Source organism: Streptomyces sp. JLBJ103 (genome assembly GCF_058215575.1).
The window spans coordinates 2225194-2247708 of sequence record NZ_CM177089.1 but is presented as its reverse complement, the minus strand read 5'-3'; the positions used below and the strand labels follow the sequence as shown (position 1 = coordinate 2247708).

At 70.4% G+C, this 22515-nt stretch carries 17 protein-coding genes; 13 read left to right on the top strand and 4 right to left on the bottom strand.

Annotation, left to right across the window (positions count from 1 at the left end):
- The first annotated feature begins 1 nt into the window (after position 1).
- The 4 genes from ilvC to AC4BEG_RS09595 all read left to right on the top strand — a co-directional run bounded on the left by ilvC (position 2) and on the right by AC4BEG_RS09595 (position 5579).
- Entirely contained in the window at positions 2-1000 is a 999-nt protein-coding gene (gene ilvC, locus AC4BEG_RS09610) for a ketol-acid reductoisomerase (protein WP_490705468.1), read from the top strand.
- Between the two features lie 268 nt (positions 1001-1268).
- A complete protein-coding gene (serA, locus tag AC4BEG_RS09605; RefSeq protein ID WP_490705467.1) occupies positions 1269-2873 on the top strand; it encodes a phosphoglycerate dehydrogenase in 1605 nt (534 codons plus the stop codon).
- A gap of 214 nt (positions 2874-3087) precedes the next feature.
- The gene (locus AC4BEG_RS09600) at positions 3088-4017 is read left to right on the top strand and encodes a TetR/AcrR family transcriptional regulator (RefSeq protein ID WP_490705466.1); all 930 of its coding nucleotides are present in this window, start codon (positions 3088-3090) and stop codon (positions 4015-4017) included.
- A gap of 59 nt (positions 4018-4076) precedes the next feature.
- The gene (locus tag AC4BEG_RS09595) at positions 4077-5579 is read left to right on the top strand and encodes an MFS transporter (protein WP_490705465.1); all 1503 of its coding nucleotides are present in this window, start codon (positions 4077-4079) and stop codon (positions 5577-5579) included.
- A gap of 191 nt (positions 5580-5770) precedes the next feature.
- Here the strand turns inward: AC4BEG_RS09595 and AC4BEG_RS09590 are convergent, their stop codons facing one another.
- Positions 5771-7390: an MFS transporter gene (locus tag AC4BEG_RS09590; protein WP_490705464.1), complete on the bottom strand. Its 1620-nt coding sequence runs from the start codon at positions 7388-7390 to the stop codon at positions 5771-5773.
- Between the two features lie 96 nt (positions 7391-7486).
- On the opposite strand from AC4BEG_RS09590, the gene AC4BEG_RS09585 reads away from it, so the two are divergent.
- Both AC4BEG_RS09585 and AC4BEG_RS09580 read left to right on the top strand, forming a co-directional pair.
- Positions 7487-8080, top strand: coding sequence for a TetR/AcrR family transcriptional regulator (locus AC4BEG_RS09585; protein ID WP_490705463.1), 594 nt, complete (start codon positions 7487-7489; stop codon positions 8078-8080).
- A 94-nt stretch (positions 8081-8174) separates the two neighbouring features.
- Positions 8175-9017 (top strand): MerR family transcriptional regulator, encoded by an 843-nt coding sequence (locus tag AC4BEG_RS09580; protein ID WP_490705462.1) that lies wholly within the window; start codon positions 8175-8177, stop codon positions 9015-9017.
- Positions 9018-9069: 52 nt separating this feature from the next.
- Here AC4BEG_RS09580 and AC4BEG_RS09575 read toward each other — a convergent pair whose 3' ends face one another.
- Positions 9070-9666, bottom strand: a complete 597-nt coding sequence (locus AC4BEG_RS09575) for a hypothetical protein (RefSeq protein ID WP_490705461.1) — start codon at positions 9664-9666, stop codon at positions 9070-9072.
- 77 nt (positions 9667-9743) lie between these two features.
- On the bottom strand, positions 9744-11000 hold the full coding sequence (locus AC4BEG_RS09570) for a PucR family transcriptional regulator (RefSeq protein WP_490705460.1): 1257 nt from the start codon (positions 10998-11000) through the stop codon (positions 9744-9746).
- 167 nt (positions 11001-11167) lie between these two features.
- Between AC4BEG_RS09570 and AC4BEG_RS09565 the strand changes: the two genes are divergently transcribed.
- The 3 genes from AC4BEG_RS09565 to AC4BEG_RS09555 all read left to right on the top strand — a co-directional run bounded on the left by AC4BEG_RS09565 (position 11168) and on the right by AC4BEG_RS09555 (position 14459).
- On the top strand, positions 11168-12094 hold the full coding sequence (locus AC4BEG_RS09565; protein WP_490705459.1) for a proline dehydrogenase family protein: 927 nt from the start codon (positions 11168-11170) through the stop codon (positions 12092-12094).
- Positions 12095-12162: 68 nt separating this feature from the next.
- A complete protein-coding gene (pruA, locus tag AC4BEG_RS09560) occupies positions 12163-13794 on the top strand; it encodes an L-glutamate gamma-semialdehyde dehydrogenase (protein ID WP_490705458.1) in 1632 nt (543 codons plus the stop codon).
- 542 nt (positions 13795-14336) lie between these two features.
- Complete coding sequence (locus AC4BEG_RS09555) at positions 14337-14459, top strand: hypothetical protein (RefSeq protein ID WP_490705457.1); 123 nt, start codon at positions 14337-14339, stop codon at positions 14457-14459.
- Here the strand turns inward: AC4BEG_RS09555 and AC4BEG_RS09550 are convergent.
- A complete protein-coding gene (locus AC4BEG_RS09550; RefSeq protein ID WP_490705456.1) occupies positions 14453-16036 on the bottom strand; it encodes a purple acid phosphatase family protein in 1584 nt (527 codons plus the stop codon). The genes AC4BEG_RS09555 and AC4BEG_RS09550 overlap by 7 nt on opposite strands.
- Before the next feature lie 128 nt (positions 16037-16164).
- Between AC4BEG_RS09550 and AC4BEG_RS09545 the strand changes: the two genes are divergently transcribed.
- The 4 genes from AC4BEG_RS09545 to AC4BEG_RS09530 all read left to right on the top strand — a co-directional run bounded on the left by AC4BEG_RS09545 (position 16165) and on the right by AC4BEG_RS09530 (position 22494).
- Positions 16165-17208, top strand: coding sequence for a 3-isopropylmalate dehydrogenase (locus AC4BEG_RS09545; protein WP_490705455.1), 1044 nt, complete (start codon positions 16165-16167; stop codon positions 17206-17208).
- 204 nt (positions 17209-17412) lie between these two features.
- Positions 17413-18498 (top strand): branched-chain amino acid aminotransferase, encoded by a 1086-nt coding sequence (locus tag AC4BEG_RS09540; RefSeq protein WP_490705454.1) that lies wholly within the window; start codon positions 17413-17415, stop codon positions 18496-18498.
- A gap of 440 nt (positions 18499-18938) precedes the next feature.
- Positions 18939-20537, top strand: a complete 1599-nt coding sequence (gene cimA, locus AC4BEG_RS09535) for a citramalate synthase (protein ID WP_490705453.1) — start codon at positions 18939-18941, stop codon at positions 20535-20537.
- 373 nt (positions 20538-20910) lie between these two features.
- Complete coding sequence (locus tag AC4BEG_RS09530; RefSeq protein ID WP_490705452.1) at positions 20911-22494, top strand: acyl-CoA carboxylase subunit beta; 1584 nt, start codon at positions 20911-20913, stop codon at positions 22492-22494.
- Positions 22495-22515: the final 21 nt, after the last annotated feature.

Below are 22515 nucleotides of genomic sequence, written 5' to 3'. Positions count from 1 at the left end.
AGTGGCCGAGCTGTTCTACGACAACGATGCCGACCTGTCGATCATCCAGGGCCGCAAGGTCGCCATCCTCGGCTACGGCAGCCAGGGCCACGCCCACGCGCTGTCGCTGCGCGACTCGGGTGTCGATGTGCGGGTCGGCCTGCACGAGGGCTCGAAGTCCAAGGCCAAGGCCGAGGAGCAGGGCCTGCGCGTGGTCACCCCGGCCGAGGCGGCCGCCGAGGCCGACGTGATCATGATCCTGGTCCCGGACCCGATCCAGGCCAAGGTCTACGAGGAGTCCGTGAAGGACAACCTGAAGGACGGCGACGCGCTGTTCTTCGGTCACGGCCTCAACATCCGGTTCGACTTCATCAAGCCCCCGGCCCATGTGGACGTCTGCATGGTCGCCCCCAAGGGTCCGGGCCACCTGGTCCGCCGCCAGTACGAGGAGGGCCGGGGCGTGCCGTGCATCGCGGCCGTCGAGCAGGACGCCACCGGCAACGCCTTCGCGCTGGCCCTGTCGTACGCCAAGGGCATCGGCGGCACCCGCGCGGGTGTCATCAAGACCACCTTCACCGAGGAGACCGAGACCGACCTCTTCGGTGAGCAGGCGGTGCTCTGCGGCGGTACCGCGGCGCTGGTCAAGGCCGGGTTCGAGACCCTGGTCGAGGCCGGCTACCAGCCCGAGATCGCGTACTTCGAGTGCCTCCACGAGCTGAAGCTGATCGTGGACCTCATGTACGAGGGCGGCCTGGAGAAGATGCGCTGGTCGATCTCCGAGACCGCCGAGTGGGGCGACTACGTCACCGGTCCGCGGATCATCAACGAGTCCACCAAGGCCGAGATGAAGAAGGTCCTCGGTGAGATCCAGGACGGCACCTTCGCCAAGAACTGGATGGCCGAGTACAACGCGGGTCTGCCGAAGTACAACGAGCTGAAGAAGGCCGACCAGGACCACCTGCTGGAGACCACCGGCAAGGAGCTGCGCAAGCTCATGAGCTGGGTCGACGACGAGGCGTAAGCGCCTGGTGGCGCGGGTGGCCGTGCCCCGGGCCGGGCGGGGGTTCCCCGGAACCCCCGCCCCACCGGTTCGCGCATTGTCCACCCCGCACCACCACGTGCGGGTGATCCTGCCGCATTGGCGCAAGACACATGCCGGACCGCCACTACACTCAAGTGCAACAAGCGCGTCAGGCTCACAGCGTCGTGCGTCTTCCACGCGGCTCCCTTCACCGCCAGCGGCCGTAGGGACGGCCGTCCGCTGAGGACTAGTGAGGACTGAAGACCACGTGAGCACTGCTTCCACCGGTAAACCCGTCGTACTCATCGCCGAAGAGCTGTCGCCGGCCACCGTCGACGCCCTGGGCCCGGACTTCGAGATCCGGAGCTGTAACGGCGCGGACCGTGCCGAGCTGCTTCCCGCCCTCGCCGATGTGGACGCGATCCTCGTCCGCAGCGCGACGAAGATCGACGCGGAGGCCATCGCCGCGGCGAAGAAGCTGAAGGTGGTCGCTCGCGCGGGTGTCGGTCTGGATAATGTGGACGTCTCCGCCGCCACCAAGGCGGGCGTCATGGTCGTCAACGCCCCGACGTCCAACATCGTCACCGCCGCCGAGCTGGCGTGCGGTCTGCTGGTCGCCACCGCCCGTAACATCCCGCAGGCCAATGCGGCGCTGAAGAACGGCGAGTGGAAGCGCAGCAAGTACACCGGTGTGGAGCTCAGCGAGAAGACCCTCGGTGTGGTCGGGCTCGGCCGGATCGGCGTTCTGGTGGCCCAGCGGATGTCCGCGTTCGGGATGAAGATCGTCGCCTACGACCCCTATGTGCAGCCCGCGCGCGCCGCCCAGATGGGTGTGAAGCTGCTCTCGCTGGACGAGCTGCTCGAGGTCGCCGACTTCATCAGCGTCCACCTCCCCAAGACTCCCGAGACCCTCGGCCTGATCGGTGACGAGGCGCTGCGCAAGGTCAAGCCCGAGGTCCGGATCGTCAACGCCGCGCGCGGCGGGATCGTGGACGAGACGGCGCTGGCCGCCGCCCTCAAGGAGGGCCGGATCGCCGCGGCCGGTCTGGATGTGTTCTCCCAGGAGCCGTGCACCGACTCCCCGCTCTTCGAGTTCGACAATGTGGTCGTCACCCCCCATCTGGGTGCCTCCACCGGTGAGGCCCAGGAGAAGGCGGGGATCGCGGTCGCCCGCTCGGTGCGGCTGGCGCTCGCGGGCGAGCTGGTCCCGGACGCGGTGAACGTCCAGGGCGGTGTGATCGCCGAGGACGTCCGCCCCGGGCTGCCGCTGGCCGAGAAGCTGGGCCGGATCTTCACCGCGCTCGCGGGCGAGGTCGCGGTGCGGCTCGATGTCGAGGTGTACGGCGAGATCACCCAGCATGACGTCAAGGTGCTGGAGCTCTCCGCGCTCAAGGGTGTCTTCGAGGACATCGTCGACGAGACCGTGTCGTATGTGAACGCCCCGCTGTTCGCGCAGGAGCGCGGCGTCGAGGTGCGGCTGACCACCAGCTCGGAGTCGTCGGAGCACCGCAATGTGGTGACCGTGCGCGGCACCCTCGCCGGTGGCGAGGAGGTCTCGATCTCCGGCACGCTGGCCGGCCCCAAGCACCTTCAGAAGATCGTCGCCGTCGGTGAGTACGACGTCGATCTGGCTCTCGCCGATCACATGGCCTTCTTCCGCTACACCGACCGCCCGGGTGTGGTCGGCACGCTCGGCCGCATCCTGGGCGAGGCCGGGATCAACATCGCGGGTATGCAGGTCTCGCGTGCCACGGCCGGTGGCGCCGCCCTGGTGGCGCTGACCGTCGACGACACCATTCCGCCGGCTGTCCTCAGCGAGATCGCCGGTGAGATCGGGGCCACCTCGGCCCGTTCGGTCAATCTGGACGGCTAGTCCCACACACGGACCCACCTGGGGCCCGGTTCCCGCTTCGGCGGGGACCGGGCCCTGTCGCGTGTGCGCATCAGCGGTGCGCGAGGGCTTCCTGATCTTTTTCATCACGTGTTGAATATTCGGAGCGAGCTCGCTACGCTGACGGCTATGTGGAGAAAAATTCTCCACATAGCCCTTGTGGCTCTCCCGAAGCACGTCCCGCAGGAGTACGCCCGTGTCCGCTGACCTCCCCACCCCCGCCGCGCCCCGGATGCGGGCCGACGCACGGCGCAACCGCGAGCAGATCCTGCGCGCCGCCCGTGAGGTCTTCGTCGACGAGGGGCCCGACGCGCCGCTCGACGAGATCGCCCGGCGTGCCGGGGTCGGCATCGCCACGCTCTACCGGCGGTTTCCGCAGCGCGCCGATCTCTTCCGCGGGGTGGCCGCCGAGGTCCTCACCTCCCTCACCGAGGCCGCGCGGGAGGCCCTCGCCGACGAGGGCGACCCGGTCGAGGCGCTGCGCCGCTTTATGCACGGCGCCCTCGATCTCAAGATCGGTTCGGTGATGCCCTCACTGCTGGGCCGGGTCAGCCATGACGAGATCATCGGCGACGTACGCGGCGACGCCGTGGACCCGATCGATGAACTGCTGCTCCGCGCCCAGGCGGCCGGGCAGATCCGCCCCGATGTCGTCTTCGGCGACATCACGATGATGATCATGCGGCTGTCCCGGCCGCTGCCCGGTGGTGGGCACTTCCCGGACGACGACGCCCTCGCCCACCGCCATCTGGATGTGTACGTCGACGGGCTGCGCCCCAGCGGCTCGTCACGGCCCACCACCATGCTCAGCGGCCCGGCCGTGGACGCCCCCGCGTTCAAGCGGCTCCGGGAGCGACTGCTCGACGACGCCCGTGCCGACGACGCCCGTGCCGACGACGCCCGTGCCGACGACGCCCGTGCCGACGACGCCCGTGCCGACGACGCCCGTGCCGACGACGCCCGTGCCGACGACGCCCGTGCCGACGACGCCCGTGCCGACGACGCCCGTGCCGACGACGCCCGTGCCGACGACGCCCGTGCCGACGACGCCCGTGCCGACGACGCCCGTGCCGACGACGCCCGTGCCGACGACGCCCGCGCCGACGCCGCCCGCGCCGACGACTGACCTCCCTTTCCCTCCGCTCGGCTTGTGAACGATCAGAAAGATCGGAAAGGCAGTTCCTCATGTCCCAGCCCACCGGCATACAGCCCGAGGCCAACCCTCGGCGCTGGCTGGCCCTGCTGTTCATCGGCCTCGCCCAGCTGATGATCGTCCTCGACATCACCATCGTGAACATCGCCCTGCCGTCCGCCCAGAAGGACCTCGGCATCACCGACGGCGACCGCCAGTGGGTGATCACGGCGTACACCCTGGCGTTCGGCAGCCTGCTGCTGCTCGGTGGCCGGATCGCCGACTACACCGGCCGCCGGCGTACCTTCCTGATCGGTCTGCTCGGCTTCGCCGGGGCCTCGGCGCTGGGCGGCGCGGCCTCCGGCTTCGAGACGCTGCTGCTGGCCCGTGCCCTCCAGGGTGCGTTCGCCGCGCTGCTCGCCCCCTCCGCGCTCTCCTTGCTCGCGGTGAACTTCACCGAACCGCGTGAACGCGCCAAGGCGTTCGGCATCTTCGGCGCCATCGCCGCGGGCGGTGGCGCGATCGGCCTGGTCGTCGGCGGTGCGCTGACCGAATACCTCGACTGGCGCTGGTGTCTGTATGTGAATGTGCCGATCGCCGCCATCGCGGTCATCAGCTGGTGGGTGCTGCCCGCCGACACCCGCGCCGAGGGCCGGGCCCGCTTCGACATCCCCGGGGTGTTCCTGGCCGTGACCGGTCTGGTGGCCCTGGTGTACGGATGCAGCGAGGCCGAGTCCGAGGGCTGGGACTCGGGCATGGTGGCCTGTCTGCTCACCGCGGGCGTCGTGCTGCTCCTCGCGTTCATCCTGGTGGAGAAGCGCGTGAAGAACCCGCTGCTGCCGATGCGGGTACTGGCGGACCGCACCCGGGGCAGCGCCTATCTGGCCGTCGGCCTCTCGGTGGTCGGCATGTTCGCCATGTTCCTGTTCCTCACCTACTACATGCAGGTCGTCAAGGGGTACTCGGCGCTGACCACCGGTCTGGCCTTCCTGCCGATGACCGCGTCGGTGCTGGTCTCCGCGGGCGGTCTCGCCTCGCGCCTCATCCCCAGGGTGGCGCCGCGGATGCTGGTCGGCCCCGGTCTGCTGACCGCGGCCACCGGTGTGGCACTGCTCGTCCCGCTGGACGTCGACAGCTCCTACGCGGCCGGTGTGCTGCCCTCGGAGATCCTGGTCGGTTTCGGCATGGGCCTGGTGATGGCCCCGGCGATGAACTACGCGACCCACGGGGTGCGCGAGCAGGACGCCGGTGTCGCGTCCGCCACCGTCAACACCGCCCAGCAGATCGGCGGTTCGATCGGCACGGCGCTGCTCAACACCATCGCCACCAGCGCGACCGACGACTACAAGGCCGAGCACCTGCACGAGATCACCCGGCAGAACATGCACGCGCATATGAAGGCCGGTCTGGTCGAGGGCTTCTCGGAGGCGTTCGTCTGGTCGTCCGCGATCCTCACCGGCGCGGCCATCGTGGTGACCCTGCTGATGAACACGCCGCGGCCCTCCCGAGAGCCGGGCGCGCGGGACACCACCCCCAAGGCCGTGCACCTGGGCTGACAGCGGCGCCCCCGACCGCTGTCCCACGGGCCCTCCGCTTCGCGCTCTCCCGCGGAACGGGGGCCTTCGTGGGGTTGTCCGCACGGAGCCCCGGGCCCCGGGCTCTTTTTTTTTGGGGGGGGACTGACCGGGATGCCGGAGAACCGCCCCCGGCTCGGCCGAGGGGCGGCCCGGGGGCCCCGGTCCGGGGGTCAGCGGCCGGAGGTGGTGGTTGGGGCCGCCGCGTCATCGGTGTTGTTGGCCGTGCCGGTGTCCGTGGGGGTGTCGGCCGCGGCCGGGGTGGTGGTCCTGGCGACCCGCAGATGACGCAGGGTCACGGTCGCCAGCACGGCGCCCGCGACCAGCACACCGGCTCCGGTGACGCTCGAGATCTGCATGCCGTGGGTGAAGGCGTCTCGCGCGGCGTCCAGCACCAGGTCCCCGGTCCGTCCGGGCAGTCGCTCGGCCACCGCGTTGGCGGTGCCCAGGGTTTCGCGCACCGCGTCCACCGCGGCGGGCGGCAGTCCGTCCGGCAGCGTGTCCTTGACGTCGGCGCGGTAGACGGCGGTGCCGACGCTGCCGAGCACGGCCATGCCCATCGCCCCGCCGAACTCCTGGCCGGTCTCCAGCAGGGCGGCGGCCGACCCGGCCCGCTTCGGTGGTACGGAGCCGATCGCCATGTCGGTGACCAGCGCCATCACCATGACGATGCCGCTGGCGAGCACGGCGGCGCCGATGAGCACGGTCCACAGCGCGTCAGTATCGGCGAGCGCCAGCACCCCGTAGCCCACCGCTCCGAGGACAAAGCCACCGCTGATCACATAGGCGCGGTTGGCGCCGCGCTGGACGAGCACGCTCGCGATCGGCCCGGCGAACGCGACGGAGATCGAGGGGAGGAGACTCCACATCGCGGCCTCCAGCGGGCCCTTCCCCAGCACCGATTGCAGGTACTGGGTGGTGAAGAAGGCCGAGCCCATCATGGCGAAGGTGGCCAGTGAGTTGATCGCTATCGACGGTCCGAAGCCGCGGTTGCGGAACAGCTCGGGGCTGATCATGGCATCACTCCGGGTGCGCTGACGGTGTACGAAGGCCGCGCCGATGGCGAGACCGGCCACGATCGACAGCGCCGGGGCCAGGGCCACGCTGTTGTCGGCCGACATCTTCTTCAGCCCGTAGATCACCGGGAGGACCGCGCCCATCGACAGCGGCACGCTCAGCAGGTCGAACCGGCCGGGCTTGGGGTCCTTGAACTCCGGCACCAGGACGGGCACCAGCACCAGCAGCAGCACCATCGCCGGGACGTTGACCAGGAAGACCGAGCCCCACCAGAAGTGATTGAGCATCACTCCGCTCATCACCGAGCCGAGCGCGATCCCGCCCGCCATGGCCGACGACCAGATCGCGATGGCCTGACCGCGCTGCTTCTCGTCCTGGAAGATATTGCGGACCAGAGCCATCGTGGAGGGCATCAGGGTCGCGCCGCCGATGCCGAGCACGGCCCGCGCGGCGATGAGCATCTCCGCGTTCTGCGCGTACGCCGCCGCGACGGAGGCGGCGCCGAACGCCACGGCGCCGCACAGCAGCAGCTTCCGGCGGCCGATCCGGTCTCCCAGCGACCCCATCGTGATCAGCAGCCCGGCCAGCGCGAAGGCGTAGATGTCGAAGATCCACAGCTGTTGCGTCGAGCTCGGGTGCAACTCCCGGCTGATCTGCGGGACCGCGAAGTACAGCACCGACACATCCATGGAGACCAGGAGGAGCGGAAGCATCAGGACCGCGAAGGCGGTCCATTCCTTGCGTCCGGCACGGGAGTTGGGGGAAGTCGTTGTCATGCCAGGAAATATACGGTCGTATAAAACGCCTGTCTAGTACGAGCGTGTAATACGTACGTCTGGGACGGCCGTATGACATCGGGATAGGCTGGTGCCATGGGACATCGCGAGGATCTGCTGGCCGGGGCGAAGCGTTGCCTGCTGGAGAAGGGCTGGTCGCGTACGACGGCGCGGGACATCGTGGCCGCCTCCGGCGCCAACCTGGCCTCCATCGGCTACCACTACGGCTCCAAGGACGCCCTGATGCGGGAGGCGCTCTTCGCGGCCATGGGCGACTGGGGCGATGACGTCCAGCGGTCCCTCGAGGAGGACAGCGCCACCGGGAGCGATCTGGTCGGCCGGTTCGAGTCGGGCTGGACCCGGGCCCTGGAGCTGTTCAGCAAGCACCAGGCGGTGTGGCGGGCCCAGTTGGAGGCCATCATGCAGGCCGAGAGCGACCCCGAGCTGCGGGAGGCGTTCGCCAGGGCCCAGCCGGAGGGGCGGTCGGGGCTGGTGGCTCTGTTCCACGGCGTCGACGAGAGCGAGGTCGACGAGGAGACCTCCCGGATCCTGGGCTCCTTCTATATGACGCTGGTGAGCGGCATGGTGGTCCAGATGGCCATCAACCCCGACCTCACCCCGGCCGCCCAGGAGTTGGTCGAGGCCATGCGGCGGATCCTGGGCGGCACCTTGCCGGGCCCGTCGGACTGACTTCCCGGGCCGCGCGGCGCCCGGGGCCGCTTGACCTTGCCCAAGGGTCAGACCCCAGCGTGGGGGTCACCGGGCGCGGTGCCCGGGACGGAGGATGGCAACCGTGGAATCCCCCCTGCTCAGCATTGGCGCCTTCGCGCGCAGAACGCGGCTGTCGCCCAAGGCGCTCCGGCTCTACGACCGGCTGGGGCTGCTGGCCCCCGACCATGCCGACGAGACCACCGGCTATCGCTGGTACCGCGACGACCAGGTGGAGCGGGCCCGGCTGGTGGCGCTGCTGCGACGGCTGGACATGCCGCTGGCGCGGATCGGCCGGGTGCTGGAGCTCCCGGCGGAGCGGGCGGCGCGCGAGGTGGCGGACTACTGGGCCGCCGTCGAGGAGCGCACCGCCCGGCAGCGGGCCCTCGCGGCACACCTCCGTGACCGGCTGTCAGGCAGGAGTTCCGATATGTATGAGATGCACATCCGTGAGGTCGGCGAGCAGACCGTCCTCACCGAGCGCCGCCATCTGCTCGCGGACGACCTCCCCGCGTGGATCGGCGCCGCGCTCGGCCGACTGGAGGACGCCGCCACGGCGTGCGGCGGGATCGCCGGTCCGCCCTTCGTGCTCTACCACGCCGAGGTCAGCGAGGAGAGCGACGGTCCGGCCGAGGCATGTGTCCCGGTCGCCGACCGCGCCGCCGCCGAGAAGTACGCCGCCGCGCACAGCCGTGAGGTGTCGCTGCGCCATGAGCCCGCGCACCGGCTGGCGTACACCCGGCTGACCAAGGCTCAGGTCGGCTATCCGCACATCGTCTCGGCGTTCGACGCGGTCGAGCGCTGGACCGCCGACGAGGGCCTGACCGTCACCGGCCCTTGCCGCGAGGTCTACTTCGCCGACTGGGGCGCGGCGGGCCCGGAGGACGAGGTCTGTGATGTGGCGTTCCCCGTGACGTGACGCCCCCGGCGCGGCCCGCTCACCCGCGGGCCGCGCCCCGCCGACGCCGGTTCTAAAACTTCCCCGCCTGCCCCTGGGCGCGATGCCCCAGCCGCTGGGCGAACTCCGCGTGGAACCGCGCGGAGAGCGGTGGCCACTCCCAGAAGTCGAAGGCCAGCGCCCCGAGGTCGAATCCGGCCCCGAACCGCCACTCGGTGACCGGGACCGATGCCGTACAGGCCGGACAGACCACATCCGCCTCACCCGTCTCCTTCCAGAGCTCGATCGCCTCCCCGAACGGCCGCCAGACCTCCTCGTCCGGCTCGAAGCTCTCCGGATAGTCGATGACCACGGTGCGGGCGCCGCAGCGCGGACAGCTCACCTCGTCCGCCGTGCTCTCCCCCTGCCCCCCGACGTGGTCGTCCCGCCCCACCAGCACCGCCACCGGCCCCGGGACCCACGCCGGATCCGAGGAGTCGTCCACCGCCCGCCGCCACCGCGGCCCGGGAACATACCCCTGGTCCAGGATCAGGCTGTACACCCCGTCGCCGGACAGCTCCCGGGTGATCAGCCCCTCGGCGACCATCCAGTCCACCATCCGCTCCGCCAGCGCCCCGGCCTCCTCGCCGGTCACCTCGACATCGACGATCCGCTCGTAGTAGTCGCCCACCGCCGCCCAACTCCTCCCCGCTGTGAGGGCACGACTGTCGCACCCTCCTCGGACACCGGGCCGCGTGCCGGCCCCGCTCAGCCGGCGTCCGGCGCGTCCGGCGTGCCCAGGCGGGCGGCTTTGAGGGCCATGTGCAGGAGCAGGCGGTCCTCGCCCGCGTCCAGGTCGAGGCCGGTCAGCTGCTTCACGCGGGACAGGCGGTAGTAGAGGGTCTGGCGGTGGATGCCGAGCAGCTGGGCGGTGCGGCTCGCCTGCCCCGCGCAGTCGAGGAATGCCTCTGCGGTACGGGCGAGTTCGGCGTGCGAGCGCTCCAGCAGGGGGCGGACCGCCGGGTCCGGCGGGGTCGGGGGAAGAGCGGTCAGCAGGCGGTACGGGCCGATGGCGGTCCACTCGGCCACCGGTCCGAGCCGGGCGTCCGCGCGGGCGGCGCGGGCGGCGGCCAGTGCCTCGCCCCAGGCGGTGGGCAGCTCGTCCAGGCCGCGGCGCGGTGCGGAGACCCCGGCGGCCGTCTCCCGGCCGCCGCCCGGCGGCAGATCGGGGCCGGGGGCGCTCGGGGCGCTCGCGCGGGGGGAGCGCAGCAGCTGTTCGGCGGTGGCGCGGGCCGGGTCCAGGGCGCTGGCGGCGCGCAGCCGCACCAGGGCGGCCAGGGTGACGTCCGCGGCGCCGGGCACCACACTGGCGGCCGCGATCCCCGGCAGCCGGGGCAGCCCCGGGTGGTCGGCCGCCGCACCGGTGTCCGGGGTCCAGGGCACCACCGCCACCAGCGCCAGCGGTCCGTCGGCCGCCGGGCGCAGCGCGGCCCGCAGCCCCGCGCGGGCCGCGTCCTGGCCGCTCGGCGGCCCGGTCAGCAGCTCGGTGAGCAGCTCGCCCAGTTCCTCCCCGGCCCGCGCCTCGGCCGCCAGCAGCGCGCCGATCCGCGCGGTGGTCTCCATGGCCCGCGCGAGCCGCGGGTCCGGAGCGACCGAGGGGCCGCCGAGCTCCAGGTCCGAGAGATGGCCGTCGTCCAGCAGCCACACATAGCCGTGCACCACACCGCGGTGCCGTACGGGCAGACAGATACGGCCCATGAAGACCCCGGCCGCCGGATCCGGCGGAATCCGCAGCGGGGCCTGGGCGCGGGCGATCCCGAACGCCTCGAACCACGCCCGTACCGCCGCCGTCGAGCGCCGCTGGAGGATGGAGCGGGTACGCACCGGGTCCAGCGCCGGTTCCTCGGCGTCCCCGCTGTCGTGGGCACCGAAGGCGATCAGGGCGAAGTCGCGGTTCTCCAGGGTCGCGGGCGCGCCGAGTGCCGCGGTGATCTCGTCCACCAGCTGCTGATAGTCGTCCCGCACCGGTCGCTCGCCTCCTTCCCGGATCCGCCTCTTCCATTCTCATACAGATGTCTGAGATCCCGGACACGGATGTAGGACAGCTGTCGATGGCCGCGGATACGCGCGATCCTTAAGTTTCACGGTGAGTTGTTGAAGCCGTTCGTCGGCCGTCATCGTGGAGGTGCCCCGTGCTGGGACCCGTGCTGCTCGCCGCTTCGCGCAGTGCTGCCATCCGTCGCATCGTCTCGGCCGCGCCGGTCACCCGCCCGATGGTGGACCGGTTCGTGGCCGGGGAGCGGCTGGACGAGTCGCTGTTGGCCGTGCGCTCCCTGGCCTCGCGCGGTCTTGAGGTCACCCTCGACCATCTGGGCGAGGATGTCACCGATCGCTCCGAGGCGCTGCGCAGCCGGGACGCCTATCTCGCGCTGGCCGAGGCACTGGCCGCCGAGGACCTCGGCCCCCGCGCGGAGATGTCGGTCAAGCTGTCGGCCTTCGGCCAGGCGCTGCCCGGCGGCCACGATGTGGCGCTCGCCAATGTCACCCCGGTCGTCGAGGCGGCGGCCGAGGCGGGGACGACCGTCACCCTGGACATGGAGGACCACACCACTGTGGACTCCACCCTGGCGATCCTCGGCGAGCTGCGCTCCCGCTTCCCGCAGACCGGTGCGGTGGTGCAGTCGTATCTGTTCCGCACCGAGGACGACTGCCGGGCGCTGGCCGGGGAAGGCTCCCGGGTGCGGCTGGTGAAGGGCGCGTACAAGGAGCCCGCGAGCGTCGCCTACCAGGACAAGCGCGAGGTGGACCGGGCGTATGTGCGCTGTCTGAAGATCCTGATGGCCGGTGACGGCTACCCCATGATCGGCTCGCATGACCCGCGCATGGTGGCCATCGCCCAGGAGCTGGCCCGCCGCGTCGGCCGCAAGCTGGACGAGTACGAGTTCCAGATGCTCTACGGGATCCGCGAGGGCGAGCAGGAGCGGCTGGTGGCGGAAGGGCATCGGATGCGGGTTTACGTCCCGTATGGAACAGACTGGTATGGGTACTTCATGCGCCGTCTCGCGGAGCGCCCCGCGAACCTCGCGTTCTTCCTGCGCTCGCTGGTCAGCCGCGGCTGATCGTCCCGTCCGCAGCCCCCCGAAGACTTCCCCTCGCAATCCGACGATCGAAGGAGACAACGGCCACCATGGACGCCGTCACCCAGGTCCCCGTCCCGGTGAACGAGCCGGTGCACACCTACGCCCCCGGCACCCCGGAGCGCGCCCGCCTCGAGACCAAGCTCAAGGAGCTGGCCCAGAACCCGGTCGAGCTGCCGATGACCATCGGCGGTGAGAAGCGGATGGGCGGCGGAGAGCGCTTCGACGTCGTACAGCCGCACAACCACGCGGCCCGCCTCGGTACCTACGCCAACGCCACCCAGGCCGACGCGCAGGACGCGATCGACGCGGCGCTGGCCGCCGCCCCGGCGTGGCGCGCGCTCAGCTTCGACGACCGCGCCGCGATCATCCTGAAGGCCGCCGATCTGCTCTCCGGGCCGTGGCGCGAGACCATGGCCGCCTCCACCATGCTCGGCCAGTCCAAGACCGCCCAGCAGGCCGAGATCGACACTCCCTGTGAGCTGATCGACTTCTGGCGCTTCAATGTGCACTTCGCGCGCCAGATCCTGGCCGAGCAGCCGGTCACCAATGCGCCGGGGGTCTGGAACCGCACCGACCACCGGCCGCTGGAGGGGTTCGTCTACGCGATCACCCCCTTCAACTTCACCGCCATCGCGGGCAACCTCCCCACCGCCCCCGCCCTCATGGGCAATGTGGTGGTCTGGAAGCCCTCCCCGACGCAGACCCACGCCGCCGTGCTGCTGATGCAGCTGCTGGAGGAGGCCGGGCTGCCCAAGGGCGTCATCAACCTCGTCACCGGTGACGGCAAGGACGTCTCCGAGGTGGCGCTGACCCACCCGGACCTCGCGGGCATCCACTTCACCGGCTCCACCCGCACCTTCCAGTACCTGTGGAAGACGGTCGGCGCCAACATCGAGAACTACAAGACCTACCCGCGTCTGGTCGGCGAGACCGGTGGCAAGGACTTCATCGTCGCCCACCCCTCCGCGGACCCGGCGGTGCTGAAGACGGCGATGACCCGCGGCGCCTTCGAGTTCCAGGGCCAGAAGTGCTCCGCCGCCTCGCGCGCCTACGTCCCGCGCTCGCTGTGGGACGGCGGCCTCAAGGAGGAGTTCGCCGCCGAGGTCAACGGGCTGACGATGGGCGATGTCTCCGAGCTCGGCAACTTCATGGGTGCGGTCATCGACGACCGTTCGTTCGCCAAGAACAAGGCGGCGATCGACCGGGCGAAGTCCGACCCGACCATCGAGGTGATCGCGGGCGGTACCTACGACGACAGCGAGGGCTACTTCGTCCGTCCGACCGTTCTGGTCTCCACCGACCCGGAGAACGAGATCTTCAAGGACGAGTACTTCGGCCCGATCCTGGGTGTGTACGTCTACGAGGACGCGGAGTACGACGCGATGCTCCAGCAGATGGAGTCGGCCTCGGCCTACGGCCTGACCGGCGGCGTCATCGCCCAGGACCGCGCCGCGGCGGCCGCCACCTGCGAGGCGCTGCGCTTCGCGGCCGGCAACTTCTACATCAACGACAAGCCCACCGGTGCGGTGGTCGGTCAGCAGCCGTTCGGCGGCGGCCGCGCCTCCGGCACCAACGACAAGGCGGGCGCCAAGCAGAACCTGATGCGCTGGACCTCCACCCGCTCCATCAAGGAGACCCTGGTCCCGCCGACGGACTACCGCTACCCGCACATGGGCTGACCTGCCCGGCGCGCTTCGCGCTCGCTGATCCCCGCCCCCGGCCGTGTCTCTTCCGGCCGGGGGCGGAGTGCGTGCGGAGGTGGAATACGCCGTAAAGCTGTGGACGCCCGAGCGGCAACGATGCTAGCGTCAGGCAATCAAGTAGCCATTATTTACCGCAGTTTACGTGGGTAACCAGGTGCGGGGTCACCCACAGCGGTACGGGATCGGCCAGGGTGGTCGAGGTCGGACGGGGGTCGGCCTCGATCATCAGGACGGGCCCGCCACGGCCCTGTCGTGGGGCAGCAGGACGGCCGATGGATTCCATCGGCCGTTTTTTGCGTCTCAGATAGTAGGACGTCCGAATAATTGTGCAGACAGCGCAGCCGAGCTGTCGTACTTTTGTGGAAGCCGAACGTATCGCTCCATCGGGCGATGGCGGACGTGGCCGGTGCACAGCCGCAGGTGATCCCTGCCGCACCCAGGCCCCCGCCCTTTCTGGTTGCCACCTTCTCGGGGATTCCCCCCGGCCTGTTCCGGGGCTGAGCCAAGGAGACGTGTACATGGCCGAGCAGACTATCCGCAGGGTCCGCCGCAAGACCGACAACACCGACCGCCAGAAGGCGGCCGCCGCGCTCCAGCGCGCGCTGGACCGCCGGGACAACGGCGGCTCAACCGGTCACTGACGCCGGGAGCGCGTGATCGTGAAGTGATCCACGCGCTCACCGGACTCCGCCAGTGCCGTGACCTTCAGCTTCGGGTCCGCACCGGGCTCCACCTCCACCGCGAGGAAGGAGAAGCCGGTGTAGCGGACCCGCGACCACTCCACGGTGTCGCGGTTCTTCTCCCCGTCCTTCGTCCAGTGGTAGGTCTTCACCTCATCGAGGTCCCGGACCTTCCCCTCGTAGCTGTCGGGCACGGGGAAGGAGTACAGATCCGCGCCCGCCCCGCCCGCCGTCACATAGACGATCCCGTCGCGCACCGCGTCCGCGTCACCGCCGACCGGTACCCGGCGGGCGGCCTTTCCGCCCCGGATGGCGTCGGTGCGCTCGTAGACGTGGTTGTGGCCGTTGATCACCAGATCCACCTGGTGCTTGTCGAAGAGCGGCACCCATGCGTCGCGCACACCCCCGTCCGAGGCGTGCGAGCTGGTCGTGGAGAAGGCGCAGTGGTGGAAGAAGACCACCACGAAGTCGATGTCCTGCCGCGCCCGCAGCGCCGTCAGCCGTCGCTCCAGCCAGCGGGTCTGCTCACCGCCGCTCCAGCCCGCGTTGGCGGTGATCTCGTAGCTGACGTCATTGGCGTCCAGCGCGATCACGCCCACGTTCCCGTAGGTGAACGAGTAGACGCCGGGCGAGGTGCGCGGGGCGGGCCCGTTCCGCGGCAGCGACCAGCGGGCCAGCTGTCCGCCGTAGCCGTCGGGGGAGTACCACGCCTCCATGTCGTGGTTGCCGGTGGTCACCATCCAGGGCACGGTGGCCGCCACCGCCTCGGTCTGGGCGAGGAAGGAGTCCCAGACGCGGGCGTCGTAGAGGTCGGATTTCTTGCCGTGACCGGTGGTGTCCGCGTAGCACAGATCGCCCGCGTGCAGATGGAAGGACGGGTTCTGGCCAAGGATCACCCGGTCGTTGGCGAGCGCGTGATAGCTCACGCCCTGGTCGCCGAAGGCGGTGAAGACGAACGGCACCGGCCGCTCGGGCGCGGTGCGAAAGGTGCCCACCGAGGAGAAGCGGAGGGGGTCGGCCGGGTCCCAGCCCTCGTGGCCGACGCCGTAGTAGTAGGTGACATCGGGGCTCAGTCCGTCCACCGCGGCGTGCAGGTAGTACTGGTCCACCGCGGGGAGATCGTCGCTGAGTGCCGGGGTGTGCAGCGGCCGTACCTCGGCCTCGACCTTCCGGGTCAGCTCCCCGGGTCCCGGGCCGATCCGCACATAGGGCTTGCGCACCGCCAGCGGCACCTGCCAGGAGATCCGCATCTGCGTCGTGGGGTCGGCGCCGAACGCCAGATGACGGCCGAACGGGGCCACCAGCGAGCCGTTCACCGTGGCCCGGCGCGGAGCCGGTACGGACGCGGGGGCGGGCCGGGCGCCGGTGGCGCACGCCGAGCCGCCCAGCAGTCCCGCGCCCACGGCCGCGCCGGCGGTGGCCGCGCCGCCGCGCAGCACCCCCCGGCGGGAGAACCGCGCCCGCAGGTACTCGTGCTGCTCGGCCAGGCTCATCCGGCGCGCGAGCGGCTCAGGGATGCCGAACCGTGGTGTGTCCATGCACCGGAATCTCCCCCGGGCGGTCAACCGCGCGCGGTACAGGGGGTGAACGGTGGCTTTCCGGTTGGCGACTGTCCGAATGGCGGACGGTCGGTGTCAGTCCATGGGACGAGGAGTAGGGTCCCGGTATGTCTCGCTCCCTTCGCCTCGCAGTGATCCCCGGTGACGGTATCGGCCAGGAAGTCGTGGCCCAGGGCCTCAAGGTCCTCGCCGCCGCCCTTCCGCAGGACGTGAAGCTGGAGACCCGGAACTACGATCTGGGCGCCCGGCGCTGGCACACCACCGGCGAGACCCTGCCGGACGCCGACCTGGAGTCGCTGAAGGACCACGACGCGATCCTGCTCGGCGCGATCGGCGATCCGTCGGTGCCCTCCGGCGTGCTGGAGCGCGGGCTGCTCCTCAAGCTCCGCTTCGCCTTCGACCACTACGTCAACCTGCGTCCGTCGAAGCTCTTCCCGAACACCGCGACCCCGCTGGCCGGCCGCCCCGACATCGACTTCGTGGTCGTCCGCGAGGGCACCGAGGGCCCGTACGTGGGCAACGGCGGCTCGCTGCGCACCGGCACCCCCGCCGAGGTGGCCACCGAGGTCAGCCTGAACACGGCGTACGGCGTGGAGCGGGTGGTACGCGACGCGTACGAGCGCGCCAACGCCCGTCCGCGCAAGAAGCTGACCCTGGTCCACAAGAACAACGTCCTGGTGCACGCCGGTCATCTGTGGAAGAACATCTTCGACCGGGTCGGCCAGGAGTACCCCGAGGTCACCACCGACTATCTGCATGTCGACGCCGCGACGATCTTCTTTGTCACCCAGCCCGAGCGGTTCGACGTGATCGTCACCGACAACCTTTTCGGTGACATCCTGACCGACCTCGCCGCCGCCGTCACCGGTGGTATCGGGCTCGCCGCGAGCGGCAACATCAACCCCTCCGGCGCCTTCCCCTCGATGTTCGAGCCGGTCCACGGCTCCGCGCCGGACATCGCGGGCACCGGCAAGGCCGACCCGACCGCGACCGTGCTGTCGGTGGCCCTGCTCCTGTCGCACCTCGGCTACGCGGAGGAGGCGGCCCGGATCGAGGCCGCCGTCGCACAGGACCTCGCCGAGCGGGACGCCGCGACGCCCCGCACCACCGAGGAGACCGGCGACGCGCTCGCCGCGCGGGTGGCCGGCTGACCCCAGCCGGTGCCGGTGCGCGGCCGGGTGCGACCATCGACCCTGGGCCGCGCGCACCCCGCACACCTCTTCCCCCGGCCCCACCTAGGCGATAATCCTGGTGGGGCCGCTGTGTGAAGCGAAACTTGGACGTCCTCGTACCGATTGCGGTCAGGACGGTGTGAGCGCGGTCCGCGACAACCGAACGGTGAAGGACTACCACTCATGACGACGCCCACGATCGAGCTCAAGCCCTCGGCCCACCCGCTCTCCGACGCCGAGCGGGAGCGGATCCTGGCCAACCCCGGGTTCGGCCGCCACTTCACCGATCACATGGTGACCATCAAGTGGACGGAGGGCCGCGGCTGGCACGAGGCCCAGCTCGTGCCGTACGCCGCGCTGCCGCTCGACCCGGCGAACATGACGCTCCACTACGCCCAGACCATCTTCGAGGGGCTCAAGGCGTACCGGCAGCCCGACGGCACCGTGGCCACCTTCCGCCCCGAGCAGAACGCCGAGCGCTTCCAGTCGTCCGCCCGCCGGATGGCCATGCCCGAGCTGCCCGTGGAGACCTTCATCGCGGCCTGTGACGCGCTGGTCACCCAGGACCGGGCGTGGGTGCCCGGCACCGGCGAGGAGTCGCTCTACCTGCGGCCGTTCATGTTCGCCACCGAGGTCGGGCTCGGCGTCCGGCCCGCCAACGAGTACCTGTTCGTCGTCATCGCCTCCCCGGCCGGGGCGTACTTCCCCGGCGGGGTCAAGCCGGTCTCGGTGTGGCTCTCCGAGGAGTACGTCCGCGCCGCCCCCGGCGGCACCGGCGCGGCCAAGGCGGGCGGCAACTACGCCGCTTCGCTGGTCGCCCAGGCGCAGGCCGCCGAGCAGGGCTGTGACCAGGTGGTCTGGCTGGACGCCATCGAGCGCCGCTGGATCGAGGAGATGGGCGGGATGAACCTGTACTTCGTGTACGGGAACCGCATCGTCACCCCCGAGCTGACCGGCTCGCTGCTCCCCGGCATCACCCGCGCCTCGCTGCTGCGGATCGCCGCCGACCTCGGCTACGAGGTCTCCGAGGGCCGGATCTCGGTGGACGACTGGCGCGAGGGCAACGCGGACGGTTCCCTCACCGAGGTCTTCGCCTGCGGCACCGCGGCCGTGATCACCCCGGTCGGCTCGGTGAAGTCCGCCCGCGGCAGCTGGACGGTGGGCGACGGGCAGCCCGGCGAGGTCACGATGAAGCTGCGCCGTGCGCTGCTGGACATCCAGACCGGTGCCGCCCCGGACACCCATGGCTGGATGCACCGCCTGGGCTGAGCGGTTCGCCTCCGGCGAGTGAGCCGAAGAGGCGCGCCGCGTCGAAAGGGAGACGCGCACAGGGAGCGAGGTACGAGCGACCGAGCACGTCGGCCGTCGACAGGGGCTGTTGCGCCCGGAGGCGAACCGAGCCCTCAAAAGGAGGGTGCTCGCATATTGAGACGGAAGGGAGCCCGGGGGCGGAATGTGCCAGACTGCCTCCGTGCTCTCGTTCGCCATGATTATTGGCAGCAGGCGCGCCGGTCCGCAGTGACCGCCCCGTACGACCCGGTACGGCGCGGACACCGTGCCCCAGACCCGCGCGCAGACCTCTCGCACCCGCGAGGGGTCTTTTCGTTTTCCGGACCATCCCACCGGATGCGGAGCGTGAGGGATCATAGGAAGGCGCGGAACCGGTTATTCCGGTAGACCGAGATCCATCCGACAGGAGCCCGACCACCATGAAGGATCTGCCCGACGACGGTTTCCATGTCTTCGACACCACGCTGCGCGACGGCGCGCAGCGCGAGGGCATCAATCTGACGGTCGCGGACAAGCTGACCATCGCCCGTCACCTCGACGACTTCGGCGTGGGCTTCATCGAGGGCGGCTGGCCCGGCGCCAATCCGCGCGACACGGAGTTCTTCGCGCGGGCGCGCGAAGAGATCGACTTCAAGCACGCACTGCTCGTCGCCTTCGGCGCGACCCGCAAGGCGGGGGTGAGCGCCGAGGCCGATCCGCAGGTGAAGGCGCTCCTCGACTCCGGTGCGCCGGTGATCACCCTGGTCGCCAAGTCCCATGACCGCCATGTGGAGCTGGCTCTGCGCACCTCGCTCGAGGAGAACCTCGCGATGATCCGCGACACCGTCGCGTATCTGCGCTCCCAGGGCCGCCGGGTCTTCCTCGACTGCGAGCACTTCTTCGACGGCTACCGCGCCAACGCCGCCTACGCCAAGCAGGTCGTGGCCACCGCCTACCAGGCGGGCGCCGATGTGGTCGTGCTGTGCGACACCAACGGCGGGATGCTCCCGGGCCAGATCGACGCGGTGGTCCGCACCGTCCTCGCCGACACCGGGGCGCGCCTGGGCATCCACGCACAGGACGACACCGGCTGCGCCGTGGCCAACACCCTGGCCGCGGTGGACGCGGGTGCCACTCACGTCCAGTGCACCGCCAACGGCTACGGCGAGCGGGTCGGCAACGCCAACCTCTTCCCGGTCGTCGCGGCGCTGGAGCTGAAGTACGGCCGCGCGGTGCTGCCCCGGGGCGCGCTGGCGGAGATGACCCGGATCTCGCACGCCATCGCCGAGGTCGTCAACCTGACGCCCTCGACCCACCAGCCCTATGTGGGTGTTTCCGCCTTCGCCCACAAGGCCGGGCTGCACGCCTCGGCCATCAAGGTGGACCCGGACCTGTACCAGCACATCGACCCCGAGCGGGTCGGCAACACCATGCGGATGCTGGTCTCGGACATGGCGGGCCGCGCCTCGATCGAGCTCAAGGGCAAGGAGCTGGGCATCGACCTCGGCGATGACCGGGCCCTGGTCGGCCGGGTCGTCGAGCGCGTCAAGGAGCGGGAGCTCGCGGGCTACAGCTACGAGGCCGCCGACGCCTCCTTCGAACTGCTGCTCCGCGCGGAGGCCGAGGGCCGGGCCCGCCGCTTCTTCCGGGTCGAGTCCTGGCGGGCGATCGTCGAGGACCGCCCGGACGGCACCCATGCCAACGAGGCCACCGTGAAGCTGTGGGCCAAGGGCGAGCGGATCGTCGCCACAGCGGAGGGAAACGGTCCGGTCCATGCCCTCGACCGGGCGCTGCGGGTGGGGCTGGAGCGGATCTATCCGGAGCTGGCCGCGCTGGAGCTGGTGGACTACAAAGTCCGCATCCTGGAAGGCAAGCACGGTACGGAGTCCACGACCCGGGTGCTGGTCTCCACCACCGACGGCAAGGGGGAGTGGTCGACGGTCGGTGTCGGGGAGAACGTGATCGCCGCGTCCTGGCAGGCGCTGGACGACGCCTACGCCTACGGGCTGCTGCGGGCCGGACTGGAACCGCAGGAGTGAACGGCCGCGGCCCCGGCACCGCCCTGAATGGGCGTGACCCTGCCGGGGCCGCGGGATCGGCGTCCGCGGATGCGCGGCTTCGCGCCGGGGGTGTGGTTGAGTGTTTAACCACCATGGACCAGGATGCGGCGCAGGTGCGGTGACCTCGGCAGTACCGCCCCGGCGGTTGCGGACCATCCGGGTGGTCAAGCCCGGACGTTCACCGTGCGGCGGTCGGAAGTTTGTGGAGGACCCACAGCGGCGAATGGGGTGCGACGTACCAGGTGACGTGAAATCCGCTGTCCAGTTCTGTCCCGCCTGCCCACCAAAACGCGCCCGACGTTGTATGGAACTGACATGAGGTTCCAGGGGTCCGGACACGTACCGTCGATGCATGACCAATCTCGAAGGTGCGCCCGCTGAGGCGAGTGACGTTCGCGGGCGCGTCGCCGAGCTGCACGCGATCCGCGAGCAGGCTCGGCGCGGCCCGAGCGAGCGGGCGACCGAGGCCCAGAAGGCCAAGGGCAAGCTGACGGCTCGCGAGCGGATCGAACTGCTGCTGGACGAGGGGTCCTTCAACGAGGTGGAGCCGCTGCGGCGGCACCGCGCGTCCGGCTTCGGGCTGGAAGCGAAGCGCCCCTACACCGACGGGGTCGTCACTGGCTGGGGGACCGTCCACGGCCGGACGGTGTTCGTCTACGCACACGACTTCCGGATCTTCGGCGGGGCGCTGGGGGAGGCCCACGCAACCAAGATCCACAAGATCATGGACATGGCCATCTCGGCCGGGGCCCCGCTGGTGTCCCTCAACGACGGCGCCGGAGCCCGGATCCAGGAGGGCGTCTCCGCCCTCGCCGGTTACGGCGGCATCTTCCAGCGCAACACCAAGGCGTCCGGTGTCATCCCGCAGATCAGCGTGATGCTCGGCCCGTGCGCGGGCGGCGCCGCCTACTCCCCGGCCCTCACCGACTTTGTGTTCATGGTCCGTGAGACCTCACAGATGTTCATCACCGGACCCGATGTGGTCCAGGCGGTGACCGGCGAGAAGGTCTCGCAGAACGGACTGGGCGGCGCGGATGTGCACGCCGAGACCTCCGGTGTGTGCCACTTCGCCTACGACGACGAGGAGACGTGCCTGGAGGAGGTGCGCTACCTGCTGTCGCTGCTGCCGCAGAACAACCGGGAGAACCCGCCGGTCGCCGAGTGCGACGACCCGGCCTCCCGGCGCGGCGAGGCGCTGCTCGACCTCGTCCCGGCCGATGGCAACCGCCCCTACGACATGCGCAAGGTCATCGAGGAGATCGTCGACGACGGCGAGTACCTCGAGGTCCACGAGCGCTGGGCGACCAACATCATCTGCGCCCTGACCCGTCTGGACGGCGCGGTGGTCGGCATCATCGCCAACCAGCCGCAGTCGCTGGCCGGGGTGCTGGACATCGAGGCGTCGGAGAAGTCCGCGCGCTTCATCCAGATGTGCGACGCCTTCAACATCCCGCTGATCACGCTGCTCGATGTGCCCGGCTTCCTGCCCGGTGTGGACCAGGAGCACGGCGGGATCATCCGGCACGGCGCCAAGATGCTCTACGCGTACTGCAATGCCACTGTTCCGCGTATCTCGGTCATCCTGCGCAAGGCGTACGGCGGTGCCTACATCGTCATGGACTCCCAGTCCATCGGTGCGGACCTGACCTACGCCTGGCCGACCAACGAGATCGCGGTGATGGGCGCGGAGGGCGCGGCCAACGTGATCTTCCGCCGTCAGATCGCCGACTCGGACGACCCGGAGGCCATGCGCGCGCGCATGGTCAAGGAGTACAAGTCCGAGCTGATGCACCCCTACTACGCGGCCGAGCGGGGCCTGGTCGATGACGTCATCGACCCGACCGACACCCGTGAGGTCCTGATCCGGTCCCTGGCGATGCTGCGCGACAAGCACGCCGACCTGCCGTCCCGTAAGCACGGCAACCCGCCGCAGTGACCGCGGCATCGCGACAGAGGG

Excerpts from the sequence above, each read along its gene's own strand:
- AC4BEG_RS09595 (WP_490705465.1), top strand. The coding sequence starts at position 4,077 with ATGTCCCAGCCCACCGGCATACAGCCCGAGGCCAACCCTCGGCGCTGG.
- AC4BEG_RS09590 (WP_490705464.1), bottom strand. The coding sequence starts at position 7,390 with ATGACAACGACTTCCCCCAACTCCCGTGCCGGACGCAAGGAATGGACC.
- AC4BEG_RS09585 (WP_490705463.1), top strand. The coding sequence starts at position 7,487 with ATGGGACATCGCGAGGATCTGCTGGCCGGGGCGAAGCGTTGCCTGCTG.
- AC4BEG_RS09580 (WP_490705462.1), top strand. The coding sequence starts at position 8,175 with ATGGCAACCGTGGAATCCCCCCTGCTCAGCATTGGCGCCTTCGCGCGC.
- pruA (WP_490705458.1), top strand. The coding sequence starts at position 12,163 with ATGGACGCCGTCACCCAGGTCCCCGTCCCGGTGAACGAGCCGGTGCAC.
- AC4BEG_RS09555 (WP_490705457.1), top strand. The coding sequence starts at position 14,337 with ATGGCCGAGCAGACTATCCGCAGGGTCCGCCGCAAGACCGACAACACC.
- AC4BEG_RS09550 (WP_490705456.1), bottom strand. The coding sequence starts at position 16,036 with ATGGACACACCACGGTTCGGCATCCCTGAGCCGCTCGCGCGCCGGATG.
- AC4BEG_RS09545 (WP_490705455.1), top strand. The coding sequence starts at position 16,165 with ATGTCTCGCTCCCTTCGCCTCGCAGTGATCCCCGGTGACGGTATCGGC.
- AC4BEG_RS09540 (WP_490705454.1), top strand. The coding sequence starts at position 17,413 with ATGACGACGCCCACGATCGAGCTCAAGCCCTCGGCCCACCCGCTCTCC.
- cimA (WP_490705453.1), top strand. The coding sequence starts at position 18,939 with ATGAAGGATCTGCCCGACGACGGTTTCCATGTCTTCGACACCACGCTG.
- AC4BEG_RS09530 (WP_490705452.1), top strand. The coding sequence starts at position 20,911 with ATGACCAATCTCGAAGGTGCGCCCGCTGAGGCGAGTGACGTTCGCGGG.